The sequence below is a fragment of the Mesobacillus maritimus genome (assembly GCF_019749255.1).
Classification (GTDB): domain Bacteria; phylum Bacillota; class Bacilli; order Bacillales; family Cytobacillaceae; genus Mesobacillus_B; species Mesobacillus_B maritimus_A.
Window position 1 is genome coordinate 126,352 of the sequence record NZ_JACWFH010000008.1, and the last position, 19,170, is coordinate 145,521.

19 protein-coding genes are annotated in these 19,170 nt (G+C 38.7%); 11 read left to right on the forward strand and 8 right to left on the reverse strand.

Annotation, left to right across the window (positions count from 1 at the left end; all coding sequences use genetic code 11):
- Positions 1-269 precede the first annotated feature (269 nt).
- Positions 270-1,214 (reverse strand): 4-hydroxy-3-methylbut-2-enyl diphosphate reductase, encoded by a 945-nt coding sequence (locus tag H0185_RS05970; RefSeq protein WP_221872164.1) that lies wholly within the window; start codon positions 1,212-1,214, stop codon positions 270-272.
- Positions 1,215-1,319: 105 nt separating this feature from the next.
- The gene (vrrA, locus tag H0185_RS05975) at positions 1,320-1,943 is read right to left on the reverse strand and encodes a VrrA/YqfQ family protein (RefSeq protein WP_246629043.1); all 624 of its coding nucleotides are present in this window, start codon (positions 1,941-1,943) and stop codon (positions 1,320-1,322) included.
- Positions 1,944-2,177: 234 nt separating this feature from the next.
- Here vrrA and H0185_RS05980 point away from each other — a divergent pair, with 234 nt between their 5' ends.
- Together H0185_RS05980 and H0185_RS05985 are read left to right on the forward strand one after the other, a co-directional pair.
- Positions 2,178-3,494 (forward strand): DEAD/DEAH box helicase, encoded by a 1,317-nt coding sequence (locus H0185_RS05980; protein ID WP_221872166.1) that lies wholly within the window; start codon positions 2,178-2,180, stop codon positions 3,492-3,494.
- Positions 3,495-3,519: 25 nt separating this feature from the next.
- Positions 3,520-4,413, forward strand: a complete 894-nt coding sequence (locus H0185_RS05985) for a deoxyribonuclease IV (RefSeq protein WP_221872168.1) — start codon at positions 3,520-3,522, stop codon at positions 4,411-4,413.
- A 97-nt stretch (positions 4,414-4,510) separates the two neighbouring features.
- Here the strand turns inward: H0185_RS05985 and H0185_RS05990 are convergent, their stop codons facing one another.
- Positions 4,511-4,771: a DUF2624 domain-containing protein gene (locus H0185_RS05990; protein ID WP_221873043.1), complete on the reverse strand. Its 261-nt coding sequence runs from the start codon at positions 4,769-4,771 to the stop codon at positions 4,511-4,513.
- Between the two features lie 158 nt (positions 4,772-4,929).
- Between H0185_RS05990 and H0185_RS05995 the strand changes: the two genes are divergently transcribed.
- Genes H0185_RS05995 through zur form a run of 3 tightly spaced genes read left to right on the forward strand, consistent with a single transcriptional unit; the run spans position 4,930 to position 6,975 of the window.
- Entirely contained in the window at positions 4,930-5,706 is a 777-nt protein-coding gene (locus H0185_RS05995; protein WP_343223094.1) for a metal ABC transporter ATP-binding protein, read from the forward strand.
- Positions 5,703-6,545: a metal ABC transporter permease gene (locus H0185_RS06000; RefSeq protein ID WP_221872171.1), complete on the forward strand. Its 843-nt coding sequence runs from the start codon at positions 5,703-5,705 to the stop codon at positions 6,543-6,545. Before H0185_RS05995 ends, H0185_RS06000 begins: the two co-directional genes overlap by 4 nt.
- A gap of 13 nt (positions 6,546-6,558) precedes the next feature.
- A complete protein-coding gene (zur, locus tag H0185_RS06005) occupies positions 6,559-6,975 on the forward strand; it encodes a zinc uptake transcriptional repressor Zur (protein ID WP_221872173.1) in 417 nt (138 codons plus the stop codon).
- Positions 6,976-7,013: 38 nt separating this feature from the next.
- Here the strand turns inward: zur and H0185_RS06010 are convergent, their stop codons facing one another.
- Positions 7,014-7,574: a hypothetical protein gene (locus H0185_RS06010; RefSeq protein WP_221872175.1), complete on the reverse strand. Its 561-nt coding sequence runs from the start codon at positions 7,572-7,574 to the stop codon at positions 7,014-7,016.
- 58 nt (positions 7,575-7,632) lie between these two features.
- On the opposite strand from H0185_RS06010, the gene H0185_RS06015 reads away from it, so the two are divergent.
- Entirely contained in the window at positions 7,633-8,640 is a 1,008-nt protein-coding gene (locus H0185_RS06015) for a DUF4190 domain-containing protein (protein ID WP_221872178.1), read from the forward strand.
- 72 nt (positions 8,641-8,712) lie between these two features.
- Here H0185_RS06015 and ispG read toward each other — a convergent pair whose 3' ends face one another.
- The 3 genes from ispG to H0185_RS06030 all read right to left on the reverse strand — a co-directional run bounded on the left by ispG (position 8,713) and on the right by H0185_RS06030 (position 11,158).
- The gene (gene ispG / locus H0185_RS06020; RefSeq protein WP_221872180.1) at positions 8,713-9,810 is read right to left on the reverse strand and encodes a flavodoxin-dependent (E)-4-hydroxy-3-methylbut-2-enyl-diphosphate synthase; all 1,098 of its coding nucleotides are present in this window, start codon (positions 9,808-9,810) and stop codon (positions 8,713-8,715) included.
- A gap of 117 nt (positions 9,811-9,927) precedes the next feature.
- Positions 9,928-10,254, reverse strand: coding sequence for a hypothetical protein (locus H0185_RS06025; RefSeq protein ID WP_221872182.1), 327 nt, complete (start codon positions 10,252-10,254; stop codon positions 9,928-9,930).
- A gap of 109 nt (positions 10,255-10,363) precedes the next feature.
- Entirely contained in the window at positions 10,364-11,158 is a 795-nt protein-coding gene (locus tag H0185_RS06030; protein ID WP_343223095.1) for a DUF1189 domain-containing protein, read from the reverse strand.
- A 214-nt stretch (positions 11,159-11,372) separates the two neighbouring features.
- On the opposite strand from H0185_RS06030, the gene H0185_RS06035 reads away from it, so the two are divergent.
- Both H0185_RS06035 and H0185_RS06040 read left to right on the forward strand, forming a co-directional pair.
- A complete protein-coding gene (locus H0185_RS06035; RefSeq protein WP_221872184.1) occupies positions 11,373-13,004 on the forward strand; it encodes a Na/Pi cotransporter family protein in 1,632 nt (543 codons plus the stop codon).
- Between the two features lie 61 nt (positions 13,005-13,065).
- Positions 13,066-13,545: a DUF456 domain-containing protein gene (locus H0185_RS06040; RefSeq protein ID WP_221872186.1), complete on the forward strand. Its 480-nt coding sequence runs from the start codon at positions 13,066-13,068 to the stop codon at positions 13,543-13,545.
- A 202-nt stretch (positions 13,546-13,747) separates the two neighbouring features.
- Here H0185_RS06040 and H0185_RS06045 read toward each other — a convergent pair whose 3' ends face one another.
- Positions 13,748-14,440 carry a Crp/Fnr family transcriptional regulator gene (locus H0185_RS06045; RefSeq protein ID WP_343223096.1) on the reverse strand — a complete coding sequence of 231 codons (693 nt, stop codon included), beginning with the start codon at positions 14,438-14,440 and terminating at the stop codon, positions 13,748-13,750.
- 374 nt (positions 14,441-14,814) lie between these two features.
- On the opposite strand from H0185_RS06045, the gene H0185_RS06050 reads away from it, so the two are divergent.
- The 3 genes from H0185_RS06050 to H0185_RS06060 all read left to right on the forward strand — a co-directional run bounded on the left by H0185_RS06050 (position 14,815) and on the right by H0185_RS06060 (position 19,158).
- Positions 14,815-15,423 (forward strand): superoxide dismutase, encoded by a 609-nt coding sequence (locus H0185_RS06050; RefSeq protein WP_221872189.1) that lies wholly within the window; start codon positions 14,815-14,817, stop codon positions 15,421-15,423.
- Between the two features lie 132 nt (positions 15,424-15,555).
- Positions 15,556-16,773 carry an MFS transporter gene (locus H0185_RS06055; RefSeq protein ID WP_221872191.1) on the forward strand — a complete coding sequence of 406 codons (1,218 nt, stop codon included), beginning with the start codon at positions 15,556-15,558 and terminating at the stop codon, positions 16,771-16,773.
- A 264-nt stretch (positions 16,774-17,037) separates the two neighbouring features.
- Positions 17,038-19,158 (forward strand): peptidoglycan D,D-transpeptidase FtsI family protein, encoded by a 2,121-nt coding sequence (locus H0185_RS06060; RefSeq protein WP_221872193.1) that lies wholly within the window; start codon positions 17,038-17,040, stop codon positions 19,156-19,158.
- Positions 19,159-19,170: the final 12 nt, after the last annotated feature.

A 19,170-nucleotide genomic window follows, 5' to 3' on the forward strand; every position in this document is an offset into this window, starting at 1 on the left:
AGTCCGAATAGCGGTCTAATTCGGACAGGGGAGGAAGAGAAAAGCCAAAACGAGTCCGAATCCTGGTCTCATTCGGACAGAGGAGATAGAGAAAAGCCAAAGCTAGTCCGAATCCTGGTCTCATTCGGACAGAAATGTTGAGCAATTCCGTCCAAATTTCTACCCCCATTAAGAAGAGTACGAACAACCATAAATATAAAACAACAAAAATAGCATACCATCACTTTGTGATAGGTATGCTATTTCCATCTTTATGGAGAATTTTCGCCTTAAGTGGTTCTTTTAACTTTTGGAAGTATTTTATGCAGCGGTACTTTCTTTTCCCTATTCCAAGTTTGTTCATCCTCTGGCTCATACTGTTCTAAGAATGCGATCACTTCTTTTGTAATTGGGGTAGGGGTTGAAGCTCCTGCTGTCACAGCAACTGTTTCAGCGTCTTTTAGCCACTCAAGGTCAAGTTCGGATACATCTGCTATCCTGTAAGCACTTGTAGACGCAATTTCTTGGGATACCTGTGCTAAGCGGTTAGAGTTGTTACTCTTTGGATCTCCGACGACAATAAGGACATCTGCCTCTTTTGCCTGCTCTGCAACAGCTTCTTGACGAACTTGAGTTGCCATACAGATTTCTCTATGAACCTCAACAGTTGGAAACTTCTCTTGTACTTTTTTCATAATATCCGCGACATCCCATTGACTCATTGTTGTTTGGTTTGTCACAATAAGTTTGTCGTCAGATAAGTTCAACGCTTCAACATCCGCCACAGTTTCCACAAGGTGAACCTTACCTGGTGCAACACCAACTGCACCTTCAGGTTCTGGGTGGCCTTTTTTGCCAATGTAAATAACCTGGAAACCTTCCCGAACTTTTTCTTCTATTAAAACATGAGTTCTCGTTACATCAGGGCAAGTTGCATCAATCGTGACAAGTCCTTTTTTGGTTGCAAGTTCACGCACTTCTGGAGAAATACCATGTGCGGTGAAAATAACGGTACCACCGTTAACCTTTTCTAAGATTTCTCTCCGATTACTTCCGTCTAATGTAATAATCCCTTCCTCAGCAAACGCATCTGTTACATGTTTGTTATGAACAATCATCCCTAGGATATAGATAGGTCTGGGTAAACTTTTATCGAGAGCCGCGTTTCTGGCAATGACCATGGCATCTACAACACCATAGCAGTAGCCACGCGGTGAGATTTTAATTACTTTCAAATCAGTCATCCTCCTGCAGAAAGCTCTATTTCTATTTCTCTATTATAGTAAACTTAATAACAGATTACAAAAATAGTTTTTTTCCAGCAGAGAGTTTTTACGGAATTAAATAAATAACTTTGGTGTCGAACCTCCTGTAACAGGCTTTGGTCGCGTTTCTTTTGGCACTGAAGCTGTGGATGTTGAATATTTCTTAGGTTTAGATGTGGATTTGGATTTTCTGGTTGTTTCTGTTGATGGGTTGTTGTCGTTTGCACTTGATTCAACCGCTTCTTCTTGGTCAGGAAGATCTTTTAATCCGCGGTAAAGCTTCCACATTGCCGGAAGGTTTTTTACAAGTGGACCGTATTGTTGAATCATCGGTCCAACTTGCTGAGCTGTTTTTAGCACCTGTTGGGTATTGTTTAAAAATCCATTAATTGAACCTGGGTTCGTAAGTGCGTTTAGTAGCCCTCCTCCACCGGAAGCTCGTTGAGCACCCTGAGCGGCAGCTCCAAAACCCGGGAATCCGGTTGCTCCTTGCCCCTGTCCTCTTCCTAAAATTCTGGCGAGGATGCCCCCCTGTTTAGCAGGCTGGCGAACCCCCATCATTGGATTCATTTGAGGGTATGGTGGTCCCACTGGTCCCATAAATGAACCCCCGAAGGGACTAGGTCCCTGTCTTGTAGGTCCTGGTCCCATCATTCTTATTCCCCTTCCATGATAGGGGGCTCTTGGTCCTGGACGCATAATATGGCCTCCTTTACAAATTACTCTCATGATTAGAATATGCATGGAGACACATTTGGTTTGGATTAATCCAAATTTCGCGTGCATCGAAAAATTTATGTTAAATTTGGTTAAAATAAGCTTAAATGGAGATTTTTTAGTTTGTCTATTATAATAACAGGATGGACATGTTGCCGATTGCACGCTGGCCGATATAAATCCAGAATAAGTAGGTAGAAAAAAAGGAGCTTTTTAATGAATTCAACCAATTTCGAGAAATATAATTTTAAGCCGTTTATCATTGAGGCTGTCACCAAATTAGGCTTTTCTGAGCCGACTGAGATACAAGAGAGATTAATTCCCATCATTGAAAAAGGTGAGAGTGCCATTGGGCAATCTCAAACAGGCACGGGAAAAACACATGCTTATATCCTCCCAATCATTGAAAAGATAAATCCTAATCTAAATGAGGTACAAGCAGTTATCACTGCCCCAACGAGAGAGCTTGCTAACCAAATTTATCAAGAAATTTTAAAAGTGATAGAACACGCTGATGAAGCAGAAAAGTACACTGCACGATCTTTCATAGGTGGAACAGATAAGTTAAGAGCGATTGAGAAACTAAAAAACCAACCACAAATCGTGGTAGGGACGCCTGGTAGAATCAATGACCTTGTAAAAGAAAATGCGTTACATGTCCATAAAGCTGGAATTCTTGTCATAGATGAAGCTGATTTGATGCTCGACATGGGCTTTATCCAAGATGTCGACCAGTTTGCAGGAAGAATGCCAGAGAAATTACAAATGCTAGTATTTTCGGCGACAATTCCTGAGAAACTAAAACCTTTCATGAAAAAATACATGGAAAACCCTAAATACGTTCAAATTGATCCTAAAAAAGCGACTGCTGAAAATATTGAACATATGCTGATGCCTGCAAGACACCGAAATAAAGTCAGTCTTGTTCATTCCGCGCTCATTGCTTTCAATCCATATTTAGCGATTGTATTTACCAATACAAAGAAAAAAGCGGATGAGGTGGCAGATGGACTAATTGCTCAAGGAGCTAAAGTTGGTCGTATTCATGGGGATTTAACGCCTCGTGAACGGAAAAGAGTAATGAAGCAAGTAAAAGACTTAGAATATCAATATATCGTAGCTACAGATCTAGCCGCTCGGGGCATTGATATTGAAGGGGTAAGTCATGTTATTAATTATGAACTTCCGTCAGACCTAGACTTCTACATCCATCGCGTGGGAAGAACAGCACGTGCAGGGTATTCCGGAATTGCATTGACCGTTTACGAATCTTCAGATGAAGATGCACTAAACCGGTTAGAAAAGATGGGGATAAGTTTTAAAAATGTGGATCTGACTAATGGGGAACTCATTGAAATTTCTGAGCGGAACAAACGGAAGAAACGACAGAAAAAAGAAAATGAAGTAGATGTTAAAGCAAAATCGATGGTAAAAAAACCTCAAAAGGTAAAACCTGGTTATAAGAAAAAGATGCAAGCTGATCTTGATAAATTAAAGAAACGAGCTCATAGAATTGAGAAAAGAAAGAAATAGATTAATGTAGCGAGGGGAAATGAGAATGCTAAAAATAGGTTCACATGTTTCAATGAGTGGAAAGAAAATGTTACTTGCAGCCAGTGAAGAGGCTGTTTCATATGGTGCAAATACTTTTATGATTTATACTGGAGCACCCCAAAATACAAGACGGAAAAAAATCGAAGACTTGAATATAGAAGTTGGCCAACAGCATATGAAGGAAAATGGGATTGAAGAAATCGTTGTCCATGCTCCATATATTATCAATATTGGGAACACGACAAATCCTGATACATTTGATTTAGGAGTCCGTTTTCTAAGAAGTGAAATTGAGCGAACAGAAGCCATTGGGGCAAAGCAGATCGTTTTGCATCCTGGAGCACATGTGGGAGCAGGACCTGAAGAAGGCATTAAAAAGATTGTAGAGGGTCTAAATGAAGTTCTTACTGGAAAGGAAAACCTTCAAATTGCTTTAGAAACCATGGCGGGAAAAGGCTCAGAGTGTGGAAGGTCATTCGAGGAACTTGCAATGATTATTGATGGTGTAACTCATAATGATAAATTATCAATCTGTTTTGATACCTGTCATACCCATGATGCAGGCTATAATATTATTGAGGACTTTGATGGTGTTTTAAATGACTTCGATAAAATCATTGGTATTGACCGCTTACGAGTCCTCCATATCAATGATAGTAAAAACCCATGCGGTGCAAGGAAAGACCGACATGAAAATATCGGGTTTGGCCATATTGGCTTTGAAGCATTGAATTATATCGTTCATCATCCTCAGTTAGCAGACGTACCGAAGATTTTGGAAACTCCTTTTGTAGGGGAAGACAAAAATAGTAAAAAAGCACCTTATCGCCATGAAATTGCAATGCTAAAAAACAAGCAATTTGAAGACAGCCTATTAGAACAGATAATGAATGGATAAACGAAAAGCTGTGACGGTTAACGTCACAGCTTTTTTTCATAAGGTTGAAGGATTGCGAAACATCATGTTCCTTACAAAGGCACTTGCGTGGCTTGGATTATTTATCCTTTATAAACAAAACAAATAATTTATTTACTTCCTTTGCTGTTTCAGGGCCAGTGACTTTCGCTATTTCTTTAATCAAGTTTACACGTTCTTTATCATTAAAAATATTTACCTTTTTGCTTCGTAAGTATTGGGCAATTTTATCTGCTTGTTTCTTATTAATATCCAATTTAAACGGTTCAGCATACTTCAAGAGTTCATCGCCAGTGATATTGTTGATTTTATGATTCACGATGTTTTCAAATATTTTCATTCTCATCACTCCTCTTTGTAAGGTATGAGGACACAATCACAATCGTGACTTTAAAATACTTAAAAAAATTTAAGAAGAGACCATTGTTTACAATTTCTTCACCTTGGGTTATACTACGTGAGTAAATCGGAATGATTCTTATTTTGAAGGTGGTAAAGGTGAAGAATAATCTTCCAATTATTGAACTAAACCATATATATTATCGATATGATCGGGAAAATGTGCTAGAGGATGTGAGTTTAAGAATAGAAAAGGGGGCATTTCTTGGAATAGTTGGCCCAAACGGCTCTGGGAAATCTACCTTACTCAAATTAATTCTTGGGTTAATCAAACCGCAAAAAGGAACGATAAAACTTTTTGGAGAAGAAATAAAGCATTTCAGAGACCAACAAAAGATTGGTTTTGTCTCACAAAAAGCAAATTCATTCAACTCTGGCTTTCCTGCAACAGTATATGAAGTGGTGGCAAGCGGATTGACTAAAAAAATGGGTTTGTTTCGTTTTCTAAGAAAACAGGATGAAGATAAAATTGTGAAAGTGATCAAATCGGTTGGGATGCAACAGTTTATGAACCGGAACATTGGAGAGCTGTCTGGTGGGCAACAGCAAAGGGTTTTTATTGCAAGGGCACTTGTTAGTGAACCAGAATTATTAATCCTTGATGAACCGACAGTAGGGGTTGATGCAGAAAATGTCCAATCCTTTTATGAAATGTTGGAAGACCTGAATCAAACAGGAATTACCTTGTTATTGGTTACACATGATATCGGTGCTATTTCAGACAAAGTAACCAATGTTGCTTGTTTGAATAAAGGGTTGTTTTTCCATGGAACTTCGAGTGAATTTGAAGAACAAAAAATTAAAGGGATTTCCGAGATATATGGTCATGATGTCCATTTATTATCTCATGAACATCATGAGGGGGCACATACATGATTTCCGGTATCCTACAGTACGAGTTTTTGCAAAATGCCTTTCTTTCCGGGATTATTATTGGGGCAATCGCACCTTTATTAGGTGTTTTTATCGTTGTACGGAGGCTTTCTCTTATCGCTGATGCTTTAAGTCACGTCACTCTTGCTGGGATCGCGGCAAGTTTATTTCTTGGAAAATATTCAACTTTTTTTCTAGGACTAAACCCAATGTATATGGGAATGGCTTTCTCCGTGGGCGGTGCGGTATTAATAGAAAAACTTCGAACGGTATATAAGCACTATCAGGAGTTGGCGATTCCAATCATCCTTTCGGGTGGGATTGGTTTAGGTGTTATTTTCATCTCTTTGGCAGATGGGTTTAACACGGACTTGTTTAGTTATTTATTTGGAAGTGTAAGTGCTGTAAGTCGCGCAGACTTATGGACAATCATTATCATTAGTCTATTTGTTGTATTAACGGTTGTATTAATTTATAAAGAGTTATTCTTGCTTTCTTTTGATGAGGAATATGCAAAAGCTACAGGTATTGCGGCAAAATCGATTCATTTTATTTTTATTGTAATGGTCGCACTTGTTATTGCAGCTTCAATGAGGATTGTTGGGATTCTTCTTGTTTCTTCTTTAATGACCTTACCTGTTGCCGCAAGTATTAGGATTGCTCGAGGCTTTAAGCAGACGATTCTTTTCTCTGTCATTTTTGGAGAAGCATCCGTTCTGGGCGGGCTGTTCCTATCGTATTATTTAGACTTAGCACCTGGTGGGACAATTGTCATGATTGCTGTTCTCATTTTAATTCTTACGGTTTTACTTAAAAAGCTTGTTTCTGGGAGAGCTGTTTAAATGGGGTGGTTAGATGAATGTAAATGAAGCGATGAATCTTTTGAAGGATTCCGGCTATAAACATACAGGAAAAAGGGAAGAGATGCTCCAGCTTTTTTCGGATAATGATAAGTATCTTACGGCCCGTGATGTTCTTGAAAGGCTGAAGTATCAATATCCAGGTTTGAGCTTTGATACCATTTACCGGAATCTTTCTATATTTGTTGAATTAGGAATACTCGAAACGACAGAGCTGTCGGGTGAGAAACATTTTCGGTTTGCTTGTTCGAAAGAAGCTCATCATCATCATCATTTTATCTGTATGGATTGTGGCAAAACGAAAGAGATTGAAACCTGTCCAATGAATACCATTAATGAAAGCTTACAGGGGTACGATATTTCCGGTCATAAATTTGAAATCTACGGAAAGTGTCCAGAATGTCTTCATTAAAAAATGGTCCATCAATTGATGGACCATTTTTTTTACTCCTATTTCCATTTTTGAACCCATTGATTTGCCTCAAACCAATTCTCTACACGAATAACTCCATTCGGAATGGGATCTCGGTTATATGGTGTATCAAATAATATCACTGGTATGCCACATTCTTCATGAATCATTACTGCATTATCATGCTTATCCTCGAAAAAGATATCTACTTTGAATTTTCTTGCAGCAGCTATTTTATCGTGACTACCAATTAATTCAACATGGTCAAAATCAATTTGATGCGTATCAAACCAGTTTTTCGTGACATCTAAGAGCTGCTTTCTTCTAGCGCTAATAAAGAATAATTCATGTTCTAGAGACCAACTACTTAAGATGTCCTTTGCGCCTTGTGCTAGCGGGGAATTGGCATAAATTGTTGGCTCATTCGTAGTGAACCATTCAGCAAATTTTTCCTCACTTGTCGGTACAAGAGGCATTAAATCATATTGTTTAATATCGTTCAGTGTAAGGTTCAAATTAAATGCTTCATTTAAAAAAGGAACCATTGAGGACGGGCAAGTAACAGTTCCATCTATGTCAATTCCAAATCTTTTTTTCATGCTAAGACTCCCTTATCAAATTCTTATCTTGTTTATCTTATCAGATGATAAAGAGGGTTTGAAGAAATATCTATTTTTTAAGACAAAAATTGACATCGTAAAACTTGCTTTCCTCGTGAACAATAATAGTGCTCCACTAAGAAAGCGAGGGATTATGATGGCAGACGAAAAACGGAACCAGGATAAACCCGAGTATCTAAATGAGCAAGAACAAGATTCTTTACTAAGTGACATGAATGCAGGAAGCTCCATAGGCTCTACCCCTGCAGCCTTGCCACGAGAAAATAACGTTGATTATAACCAAGTCTCAGGAATGAATACTGGGTCTCAAGCACAAATGGCTGAGGAATCAAGTAGACCTTCTCAGACAGCGGGGGCAACACAAATAGGAGCTTATCAATCAATAGGGTCTGCTCAATTAATTGATGCTTCTGAAACAACAGGTGCATATGAGTCAACAGGGTCCGCACAAACGGCTGGAGCTACAAGTACAACAGGAGCCTTCGAGTCAACAAGGACCGAACAAGCGACAGGAGCTTCTGGTACAACGGGAGCATATGAGTCAACAGGAACTACACAAATGTCGGGATTTTCAGGTGCAAATGGATTAAACGAATCAGGATCTGCGCAAATGACCGGGTCTTCAGAGACAACTGAGTCTCCATCCTCAACCGAATCATCGCAATCCATGGGAGCAGACGACCGGTCAACTGACTGGCAAACCTTAAATGATTCAAACACTAGTGCGACTATGTTGTCCGATTCTACTCATCGTGAGGAAACGGCAGCAGAAATTGCAGCACCGGTTAATCTAGGACTAAATCGTGGTAAGGATACAACCAACCAAGATCAGGAGACAAAAGCGAGTGGAGGGATAATGGGTATGTCTGCACTTGCTATATCCATTCTTTCACTATTCGTACTCCCTGTTATTCTTGGTATCACTGGTGTTGTGCTTGGTTTCGTAGCGAGAAAACGTGGTGGAGCTAAGGGACTTGCCAATTGGGCAATCGGAATTGGAGCTATCTCGATTATCATTGGTATGTTTGTATTGCCGTTTTATTGAGACATTCTTTAGGAGCATAGTAAAAAGGCCCGGTTTTTATCCGGGCCTTTTAATTTAGGCATGAGTAATTGATTATTTTTGTTGTGCCATCTCACTAAGTTTTTCTTCAGCAATTTTATCAATTTCTTTTTTTAATTCCTCAACTAGTTGCTCCTCGGGAACTTTACGGACGGTTTTTCCGTGGCGGAATAATAATCCTTCACCACGAGCCCCTGCAATCCCAATATCTGCTTCTCTCGCTTCACCAGGACCATTTACAGCACATCCAAGAACCGCAACCTTAATTGGAGCCTTAATCTTTGAAATATATTCCTCTACTTCATTGGCAATGGAAATTAAGTCAATTTCGATTCGACCACAAGTGGGACAAGAAATAAGTGTTGCAGCATTCGCTGCAAGGCCAAATGACTTTAACAATTCTCTAGCCACTTTAACTTCTTCGACAGGATCAGCACTTAATGAAATACGAACAGTGTTTCCTATCCCCAAGCTAAGAATGGCCCCAAGCCCCGCTGCACTTTTAACGGTTCCTGCGAACAGGGTTCCGGATTCAGTAATCCCAAGGTGGAGGGGATAATCAAAAGCTTGAGCAGCCTTCGTATAAGCTTCAATTGCAAGATTTACATCGGAAGCTTTCATAGAGACAATGATGTCATGGAAATCTAGGTCCTCAAGAATTTTGATATGGTGTAGTGCACTCTCGACCATACCATCCGCAGTCGGGTACCCATATTTTTCAAGAATCTTTCTTTCAAGGGAACCAGCGTTAACCCCAATTCGAATTGGAATTCCGCGTTCTTTAGCTGCTTTCACTACGGCCTCGACTTTTTCCCTTTTTCCTATATTACCTGGGTTGATTCTTATTTTATCGGCGCCGCCTTCAATCGCTTTTAGCGCCAGTTTATAATCAAAATGAATATCAACGACTAAAGGAATATTTATTTGTTTTTTTATTTCAGGTATAGCATTTGCAGCTCGCTCATCCGGGCAAGCTACACGGACAATTTGGCATCCGGCTTCTTCAAGGCGCTTGATTTCTGCGACAGTTGCCTCAACATCATGCGTCTTGGTTGTCGTCATGCTTTGGATAACAACTTCATTGTTGCCACCGATGGTTAAGTTCCCGACGCGTACTGGACGAGTTTTAGTACGATGTGTTAATTCACTCAACAGTGATTCGCTCCTTTTTATAAAAAGAAATTCATCTTTAACTTTTGTAGTCATATTCATTCTATCAGGAGGAATGGAAAAATGACAAGAAAAGAAGTTCTCTTTCATTACCTTATGCTATTGTGATTGACTATAATTTGGAAACTTATAGGAGTTACCAATTATGATTTCTTCTGGAGGTGTTCCATCATTTAACTCTTGGAAATCTGCTACTGCTTCTGTAATTGAAACAGGTAGTGGCCCATCTAGATTCCTTTCCAAAATTGATAAAACTGTATCCCCAGGATGTATCTCTTGTTCATAATAAGATGTCGTGTCTTGGCTGACTGTCTTTGCCTCTATTTTATTCGTACTAACAGGAGTTGGAAGACTTCCATAATTTAAATCATTGTAAATTGAATAAACTACAAGAACGATAAATAGGAATCCAGCTAGCTTTTTCATAGGACAATCCTCCATGTTAAGGTTTGTCCATTAATATGCAAGGATTGAAAAGAATAGAACAAAAAACTGCCCTCAACCAATGTGAGCGCAGCTTCGACTTTTATAATGTTCAAGTAGATGATGTTGATTCATTGTTCGAATTAGGAACCTCTTGTATGGCTAAAAGTAAAATGGTGAGGCTAACAAACCAATTAATGAGTGATCCGAATGGAACGTGCGTTTGAAATAAACCCATAATCGTAAAGAACACAGTTGGAAGAGTCACACTGTAAGCTGTCATTCTCCACAAATGGCGATATTTCAGATCCTTTCTCACAATATTTTTAAGTAATATTCCTATTAATGCAAGAATAGAGATTTCAATGAAATCTAACCCGCTACTAAAAAGAAAGATCAAAATTGAAAAGATAGGCAGTATAAAGGCCATTGCTGTATCTGACCCTTCAATAAATGTGATGATATCTTGTTTGGTGATTGGATCCATTGCCATCATTGAGTAAGGTACGGAATTCGCTTCACCACCTGAGCTTAAGACCATTTCAGTTTGAAGTAGAGCGAGGGTGTCACCTGTTTTCGATACATTGTCTACATCCATTACACCGGTTGCATCAAAAATGATCGAAAACTTCCCTTTATTAATTGTAATGGGTTGGTCTTCTGAAGAGGTAAGGACACCGTTTTCAATCTTGAACTCTGGGAGATCTTCCTTAATGGTTTCTTCAGTAACTACGACCGCTTCCTTCATTGTTGAATTTGTATAATATATGGTAGGTAAGACGGATAATAAGGATAAGAGAAAAACATAAAGAATGGTTTTGCCTATACCTTGTACTCGAAAAGAAGCGATGTCCTTTGGAGAGTACAGGCTTTTATAAAATTGTTTAAAAATATTGATTGAACTCACACCCTTCGTTGTTATAACGGGTATTATTGTATCTTGAACAATGGGGAATCACAAGTGATATCCTTTTCTTTGTAATATTTCTGTAACATTAGGCGTAAATGTTAAGGTATTGTAAATTTCCTTCAAAAAATATTTACAACCTTCTCACTTATCTTCCATAATTGTAGAGGTTTGTTGAATATAGTCGAATAATAATGTAGGGGTTGTTGAAACAATGGAATTGAATGTACAAGCAATGCTGTTTGAATTTTTGGGCGGCCTTGGTATTTTCCTATTCGGAATAAAATACATGGGGGACGGTCTTCAAAAATCTGCAGGTGACCGCTTACGAGATTTATTAGACCGCTTTACGACAAATCCAGTGATGGGCGTTCTAGCAGGAATAGTCGTAACTGTTCTAATTCAAAGTAGTTCTGCAACGACGGTTCTTACAGTTGGTCTTGTTAGTGCTGGCTTTATGAATTTAAGGCAAGCAATTGGTGTCATTATGGGCGCAAATATTGGGACAACCGTAACAGCCTTTATCATCGGGATAGATATTGGTGAATTTGCTTTACCAGTTATTGCATTAGGTGCAATTCTGTTATTTTTCTTTAAGAACCAAAAAATCCATAACATCGGCCAGATTGTTTTTGGATTTGGGGCATTATTCTATGGTCTAGAGCTAATGAGCGCTGGTATGAAACCACTTCGCAGCCTCCAGGCCTTTCAAGATCTTACAGTTCAGATGAGTGATAATCCAATTTTAGGAGTTGTCATTGGAACACTCTTTACAGTCATAGTACAGAGTTCAAGTGCAACGATCGGGATTCTACAGGGACTGTTCGGTGATGGGCTAATAAGACTGGATGCGGCTTTGCCAGTACTCTTTGGTGATAATATCGGGACTACCATCACGGCGATTCTAGCTTCGATTGGTGCATCAGTAGCAGCTCGTCGTGCAGCTGCAACCCATGTTCTCTTTAATTTAGTTGGAACAATCATTTTTACGATTCTGTTAAATCCCTTTACGCGTGTAGTCGAATTTATTAAGGAGGCAATGAATCTAAATCCTGAAATGACGATTGCATTTGCACACGGAATCTTTAATACAACGAATACATTAATACAATTGCCATTTGTGGCAGTACTAGCTTATATTGTGACCAAGCTAATTCCTGGTCAGGATTCAGTCGTGGATTACAAGGCGAAGCATTTAGACCCTATTTTTATCGAGCAGTCACCTTCTATTGCACTTGGACAAGCAAAGGAAGAAGTGTTGCGAATGGGACAGTTTGCAGTACAGGGACTCGAAGAAACCAAGCAATATTTAGAAACAAAAAATAGTAAAAATGCGAGTACTGCATATCAGTTGGAAGAGGCAATCAATAATTTAGACAGAAAAATTACAGATTATCTTGTTCGTCTCTCGTCTAGTTCTCTTTCCAAACAGGACTCGGAAGTGCATGGGAACTTAATGGATACCGTTCGCGATATTGAGCGTATCGGCGACCATTTTGAAAATATCCTTGAACTAGTTGAATATCAACAAGCGAATAAGGTGAAAATGACGGATCTTGCTATGGGTGACCTTGATACTATGTTCTCTCTAACAATCTCTACAGTAAATAATGCGTTGCAGTCGCTAGATCAGAACGATCGAACAATTGCAGAAAAAGTTGTTAGAAAAGAAGAAGAAATTGATAAAATGGAAAGATCGTTACGGAAACAGCATATTCTCCGTATAAGCGAAGGCAGCTGTTCAGGTCAAGCTGGTATTGTTTTCGTGGATATTGTCAGCAACCTTGAAAGAATTGGTGACCATGCTGTAAATATTGCGGATTATGTTTTAGGTGAAAATCATTAATGGTAAAATGGCAAGGGGATCTCTCCCTTGCTTTTTTATTTTATGGAAGAGGTGAATGTATTTGGATTACGTATATTGGGGCATCATCATTTTGTTGTTTTTAGTTGCTTTTATTGGGTTAGTCTACCCTGTTATCCCGAGTGTGGTTTTCTTGTTTGGTGGTTTTCTGCTGTATGGGGTTTTCTATTCTTTTGAGTCCTTTAATTGGCTATTTTGGTCTATTCAAGTCTTGTTTATTATTTTGTTACTTGGTGCTGACTATGCAGCCAATATTATTGGTGTTAAAAAGTACGGAGGTTCAAAGGCAGGTGTTTGGGGAAGTACAATTGGGTTACTTATTGGCCCGTTTGTTATTCCGGTAGTCGGTATTCTGATAGGACCCTTCTTAGGAGCAATGGTAGCTGAGTTAATCGTTCATAAAAGAAATATAAAAGAATCTATGCAAATTGGGTTTGGGTCAGTAGTTGGATTTGTCAGTAGTGTCATTACTAAGGGAATCATCCAAGTGCTTATGTTAGTTTACTTTTTTTTCGTGATTTAATTAAGCTCTCGTAAAGAATGTAGCTAAATATCCAAGAGACAATCAGGCTGTTTTTACGTATTTGGAGTAAAACAATTCCAAGTTTCTCTAATTAAAGTCTACACTTCCGTAAAATGTTTATCTAAACACTTCTTTCCTATTATATAAACAACCAGGTTTTTTAAGAAAGCATAAAAAAATCATGCTTAGCATGATTTTTTTATTAATTTAGTCCACATAGCTCAAACGCGCAATTTTGACAATCGACTTCCCGCTTTAAAAATGTTAGATCCTTTACAGTGAATCTAAGCTGATCATAGGTGATAATGTCTTGTTCACGCAACTCTTTTAACATTCGTTGAATGACTTCTCGCGTCCCATAAGTTAGATTTGCTAGTTCTTGATGTGTAAGGGGAAGGTCGATAAGGATACCTTCATCGGTTTTAACGCCGTAGCTATTACATAATCTTATTAGGATTGAATAAAGTCCCCCTTTTTTTCCGTTCATGATTAAATCTTGACACTTCATCTGGGCTTTAAGATACCGTGTACTTAACCAATTTAACAGCGAATTCATCGCTGTTTTGTTATTTAAGACATATTCTTCAAATGCTTCTTTTTTAATTACGATAAGTTCGCAATCTGTTAATGCCTTAGACGTAAAGTGATAACGGGGATTGTGTCTAAACATCTCATACTCAATAATCATTTCCTCACCATTTAATAGCTTCATAATGAATTCTTTGCCTTTCATATGAACGCGGCCAATCGAAATCGTTCCACTGAGAACAAGATAAATATTTTCGACTGGATCCTCTTCTTGAAAGAGAATGGTATCTGCTGGAATTTTCTGAATGGATTCTTTATCAATAAAGTTTTGTAACATTAAACTATACAAGGAAATACTTTTTTCCACGAGGATCACTCCCTATAAAAAGCCTTTACACCTTTGATTTAAATGAATTGTAGATACTATGTCAATAGTGCTTTGGAAGAAAAAGGAAGTGTGTTTTTGTAGGTGCGATAAAAATCGTTGACAGAATAGGAATTATAAAATTTTGACGATTTTTCGAATTTATTTTTTAAAGTCTGTTTTTTTAAAAGAAACATGAATAAATGAAGAGTCTGGAGCACAAACTTAGTTGCGTTAAGTTAAGCGTTTTATTTGATTCAATTACCGTTGTTTGGTAATCTATTGCTAGAGCCTTGTGAATGATTCCAATATTTAAATAATTGGATGTTGGAAAGATTTCAGAGGGAAATCATACGATACATAGGAGGATGTTAAAAATGGCTTTTGAACTACCTGAATTACCTTATGCATATGATGCACTTGAACCACACATTGACAAAGAAACAATGAATATTCATCATACGAAGCATCATAACACTTATGTTACTAACTTAAACAATGCTCTAGCAGGAAATGAGGAGCTTCTTTCTAAGTCTGTTGAGGAAGTAATCGCTAACCTTGATGCTGTTCCTGAGGCTGCACGTACTGCTGTCCGTAACAATGGTGGTGGACATGCTAACCACTCACTTTTCTGGCAAATCCTTTCACCTAATGGTGGCGGCGCGCCAACTGGTGAAATTGCTGAAGCAATCTCAAACAAGTTTGGAAGCTTTGATGCATTCAAAGAAGAGTTTGCTAAAGTAGCGACGACTCGATTTGGTTCTGGTTGGGCATGGCTTGCTGTAAATAACGGTGAGCTTGAAGTAACTAGTACTCCAAACCAAGACTCTCCACTAATGGAAGGTAAGACTCCAGTCCTTGGACTTGATGTTTGGGAGCATGCTTACTACTTAAACTACCAAAACAGAAGACCAGATTATATTGGCGCATTCTGGAACGTAGTAAACTGGGATGAAGTAAATAAGCGTTACAACGCTGCGAAATAATGATGACATATAAAGAAGACAGGCGAAATCTCGCCTGTCTTCTTTTTTTATACTCAGAAAGAGCTTTCGGATATAATGCATAACTCAGTATGGATTGTTAGAAACTACTCAGAAGAAAAGGGGAGTTTCTTAATGAGTAAATTAAAAAAACTGATAGGTGATGTGGAACTGACGAAAGACCTTATGCTTCTTTTGTTAATTGGTGGTTTATATTCGCTGAGTGTTGCCTTGTCCAACACCTTTGTGAACATTTATTTATGGAAGCAGTCTGGCGAGTTTATAGATCTTGGGCTCTATAATTTATCCACAGTCATTATGCAACTTCTAACCTTTATATTGGCAGGCAGATGGGCCAAAAAAGTAGACAGGGTCATCGTCCTTAGAATTGGTGTCATATTCTTAGCGGCCTTTTACTTAGCCGTCTTATTCGCTGGGGCAAGGGCATCGGAATTTTTGTTGGTGTTAGGTGGTCTCCTTGGTATCGGTTATGGATTTTATTGGCTTGCATTCAATGTCCTCACCTTTGAAATCACAGAACCCGAAACGAGGGACTTTTTCAATGGGTTTTTAGGAATACTGTCATCTGCAGGTGGGATGATTGGTCCGTTTGCCGCCGGTATTATTATTTCAAGGTTGGAGAAATTTACCGGATACACCGTTATTTTTGGCATATCCTTAGTTTTGTTTTCAGTAGCGGTATTTCTAAGTTTCTTTTTAAAACGACGTCCGGCTGAAGGCAGGTATTGGTTTGCGCGTATATGGCAAGAAAGGAAGCAAAGCCTAAACTGGCGTATGGTTACAAACGCCCATATTTTCCAAGGGCTAAGGGAAGGGACCTTTGCCTTTATAGTCTCAGTATTTGTGTTCATTTCAACGGGTAGTGAAATGGCATTAGGAACTTTTGGGCTCATTAATTCAGGTATTTCTTTTCTAACTTACTTTTTTGTTTCAAGAATGCTGAAGAAGGATTTTAGGAAAAAGGCTATCCTTATCGGAGGAATTCTGCTTTATTTGGTCATTTTCTTACTTGTCTTTGAATTAACTTATATGAAGCTTCTTATGTATGCTGCCATCATTGCAGTAGCGTATCCACTATTGCTGGTTCCGTACTCATCGCTTACCTATGATGTTATTGGACGAGGATGGAAGGCCGCAGAAATGAGAATTGAATACATAGTGGTAAAAGAAGTGTTTTTAAATATCGGGAGGATTATCTCGATTACTCTTTTCTTGTTGGCGATAAGGTTTTTTAATCAAGAAAAGAGCATTCCAATCTTGCTTCTGATAATCGGAAGCGGTCATACGCTTATTTACTTTTTTATACGCAAAGTAAAATTTTCTATTGCCTAGGTCTTTGGTAAAAGCTGATTTTAGTGATAGTACAGCTAGTTATGGGGTTCTATGCACGAAGCTCTTTTCTCATAATTGAAAGCATCTTAAAAGATAGAAATACGCTCAAAGTCAATGGTATTTGAATCTTCAAGCAAAAAAGTCTGAGAAAAGAGCCTCGGTAAATAAAGGTATTGAGATTTTTCGATAGAAATATACCTGCTTTTCCTATAAAATAAAAGGTAATGCATAGAAAACCTTTATTGTTTAGGAAGGTGGGGGGATATGGGGAAAAAGAAAAAGAAACAAGTTTCCCTTCGATTGAATTTAGTGTTTTTCACGGTGTTTGTCTTATTCTCAATGTTAATTTTAAGGCTCGGGATCGTGCAAATTGTTTATGGAGAAGATTATAAACGTGAAATTGAGCGTACTGAAGATATAACGGTAAACAGTCCAGTACCTCGGGGGAAAATGTATGACCGTAACATGACAACCATTGTTGATAATTCCGCTAGTAATGCGATTACTTATACAAAGAGTCAAGGAACGGGAACAGCAGAGATGATTGAGGTTGCTGAAAAACTGGCGGCACTTATTCATAAGGATGTAAAAGACGTTAGAGAACGCGATAAAAAGGATTATTGGTTATTTAGGAATCCGGAATTAGCAGAAGAAAAGATTACTGAAGAAGAATGGGACTTATTTTACGAAGAAGAACTCGATAACACAGACATTTATAATCTCCAGCTCGAGCGAATTACTGAAAAAGAGTTAAACGAACTAACAGATAAGGACATGGAGATAATTGCCATCTTCCGTGAGTTTAGCGGTGGATATGCATTGACTCCACAAATTGTTAAGAAAAATGTAACAGCGGCGGAGTATGCTGCAGTTAGTGAAAATCTTGAGCAACTACCTGGTGTAGATACAACTACAGACTGGGACCGGGAGTATCCGCTTGAGCCAACGTTAGCAACGGTTCTTGGTGGGATTACGGACTCTAATGAGGGGTTGCCAAGGGAGAGATTAGAGTATTACTTATCGAGAGACTACAGTCGAAATGATCGTGTAGGGAAAAGCTATTTAGAGCATCAATATGAAGATGTTCTCCATGGCCAAAAGGCGAAGGTAAAAAACATTACCGATAAAGCGGGGAATGTTTTGGATACCGAGATTATTACTGAAGGGGAAAGAGGAAAAGATCTCGTCCTTTCGATTGATATGGACTTACAAATTGCCGTGGAAAAAATCATTGAAGAAGAATTGTCCAAGGCAAAACAACAGCCGAGAACTCGACTTTTAGATCGAGCGTTTGTCGTTTTAATGGATCCTTTTACAGGTGAAGTATTGACAATGGCAGGTAAGCAAATTGTTAAAGATGAAGAAACGGGTGCTAATACTATGAGAGATTTTGCACTCGGAAACATCACCACATCTTATACTGTTGGCTCAGCTGTTAAAGGGGCCACTGTATTAACAGGTTTAAATACAGGCGCAATTTCCCCGGGAACGACTTTTCATGATACTCCGATTGTCATTAAGGGCACAAAACCTAAAAGTTCTTGGAGAGCTGGTCTAGGTACTCTTGATTACAAAAATGCACTTAAAGTATCGTCAAACGTCTTTATGTACAGGACCGCTATCAATGTTGGCGGAGGAGTGTATCAATATAATCAACCTCTTTCAATCAGTCCAAAAGCGTTTGATACATTTAGAAATTCATTTGCTCAATATGGACTAGGGGTAAGAACTGGAATTGATCTTCCGAACGAAATGGCCGGGTTTAAAGGGATTGACCGTGGACCAGGTCTCTTGCTTGATTTTGCAATCGGTCAGTATGACACGTATACAACAATGCAGCTTGCACAATATGTATCAACCATTGCAAATGGCGGGAATCGAATTAAACCTCAAATTGTTAGAGAGATTCGTGAACCAGTTATGAATAATGAAGAGATTGGGCCAGTGTTAAAAACGTTTGAGCCTGTGGTTCTTAACAAGATAGATGCTGAGCCTAGCTGGATATCTGGCGTACAGGAAGGATTCCGACGTGTTATGCAGGTGTCTGGTGGAACTGCTTATGGAAGCTTTGGAAGTGCAAAATATAAGCCAGCAGGTAAAACTGGAACAGCCCAAGCCTTCTATGACGGGCCAGAGCGGAGTAAATTTAAAGAAGCTCCTCCAGTAATGAACCTTAGTTTGGTAGGGTATGCTCCATATAACAATCCTGAAGTAGCTATGGCTGTAATGGTCCCGTGGGCATATGAAGGGAATAGTGGCCATTCAGCAAACAGTGCGATTGGTCGCAGGGTTTTGGATACCTATTTTGAACTAAAAGAAAAACGTCTGGAAAAACAAACAGATAAAGAAGACGAATCTACTGAAGAAGAAGCAAGTGATGAATAAAGAATGGAAAGA

Excerpts from the sequence above, each read along its gene's own strand:
- H0185_RS06000 (WP_221872171.1), top strand. The coding sequence starts at position 5,703 with ATGATTTCCGGTATCCTACAGTACGAGTTTTTGCAAAATGCCTTTCTT.
- H0185_RS05980 (WP_221872166.1), top strand. The coding sequence starts at position 2,178 with ATGAATTCAACCAATTTCGAGAAATATAATTTTAAGCCGTTTATCATT.
- H0185_RS05985 (WP_221872168.1), top strand. The coding sequence starts at position 3,520 with ATGCTAAAAATAGGTTCACATGTTTCAATGAGTGGAAAGAAAATGTTA.
- H0185_RS06010 (WP_221872175.1), bottom strand. The coding sequence starts at position 7,574 with ATGAAAAAAAGATTTGGAATTGACATAGATGGAACTGTTACTTGCCCG.
- H0185_RS06050 (WP_221872189.1), top strand. The coding sequence starts at position 14,815 with ATGGCTTTTGAACTACCTGAATTACCTTATGCATATGATGCACTTGAA.
- vrrA (WP_246629043.1), bottom strand. The coding sequence starts at position 1,943 with ATGCGTCCAGGACCAAGAGCCCCCTATCATGGAAGGGGAATAAGAATG.
- H0185_RS06055 (WP_221872191.1), top strand. The coding sequence starts at position 15,556 with ATGAGTAAATTAAAAAAACTGATAGGTGATGTGGAACTGACGAAAGAC.
- zur (WP_221872173.1), top strand. The coding sequence starts at position 6,559 with ATGAATGTAAATGAAGCGATGAATCTTTTGAAGGATTCCGGCTATAAA.
- H0185_RS06025 (WP_221872182.1), bottom strand. The coding sequence starts at position 10,254 with ATGAAAAAGCTAGCTGGATTCCTATTTATCGTTCTTGTAGTTTATTCA.
- H0185_RS06060 (WP_221872193.1), top strand. The coding sequence starts at position 17,038 with ATGGGGAAAAAGAAAAAGAAACAAGTTTCCCTTCGATTGAATTTAGTG.
- H0185_RS05990 (WP_221873043.1), bottom strand. The coding sequence starts at position 4,771 with ATGAAAATATTTGAAAACATCGTGAATCATAAAATCAACAATATCACT.
- H0185_RS06035 (WP_221872184.1), top strand. The coding sequence starts at position 11,373 with ATGGAATTGAATGTACAAGCAATGCTGTTTGAATTTTTGGGCGGCCTT.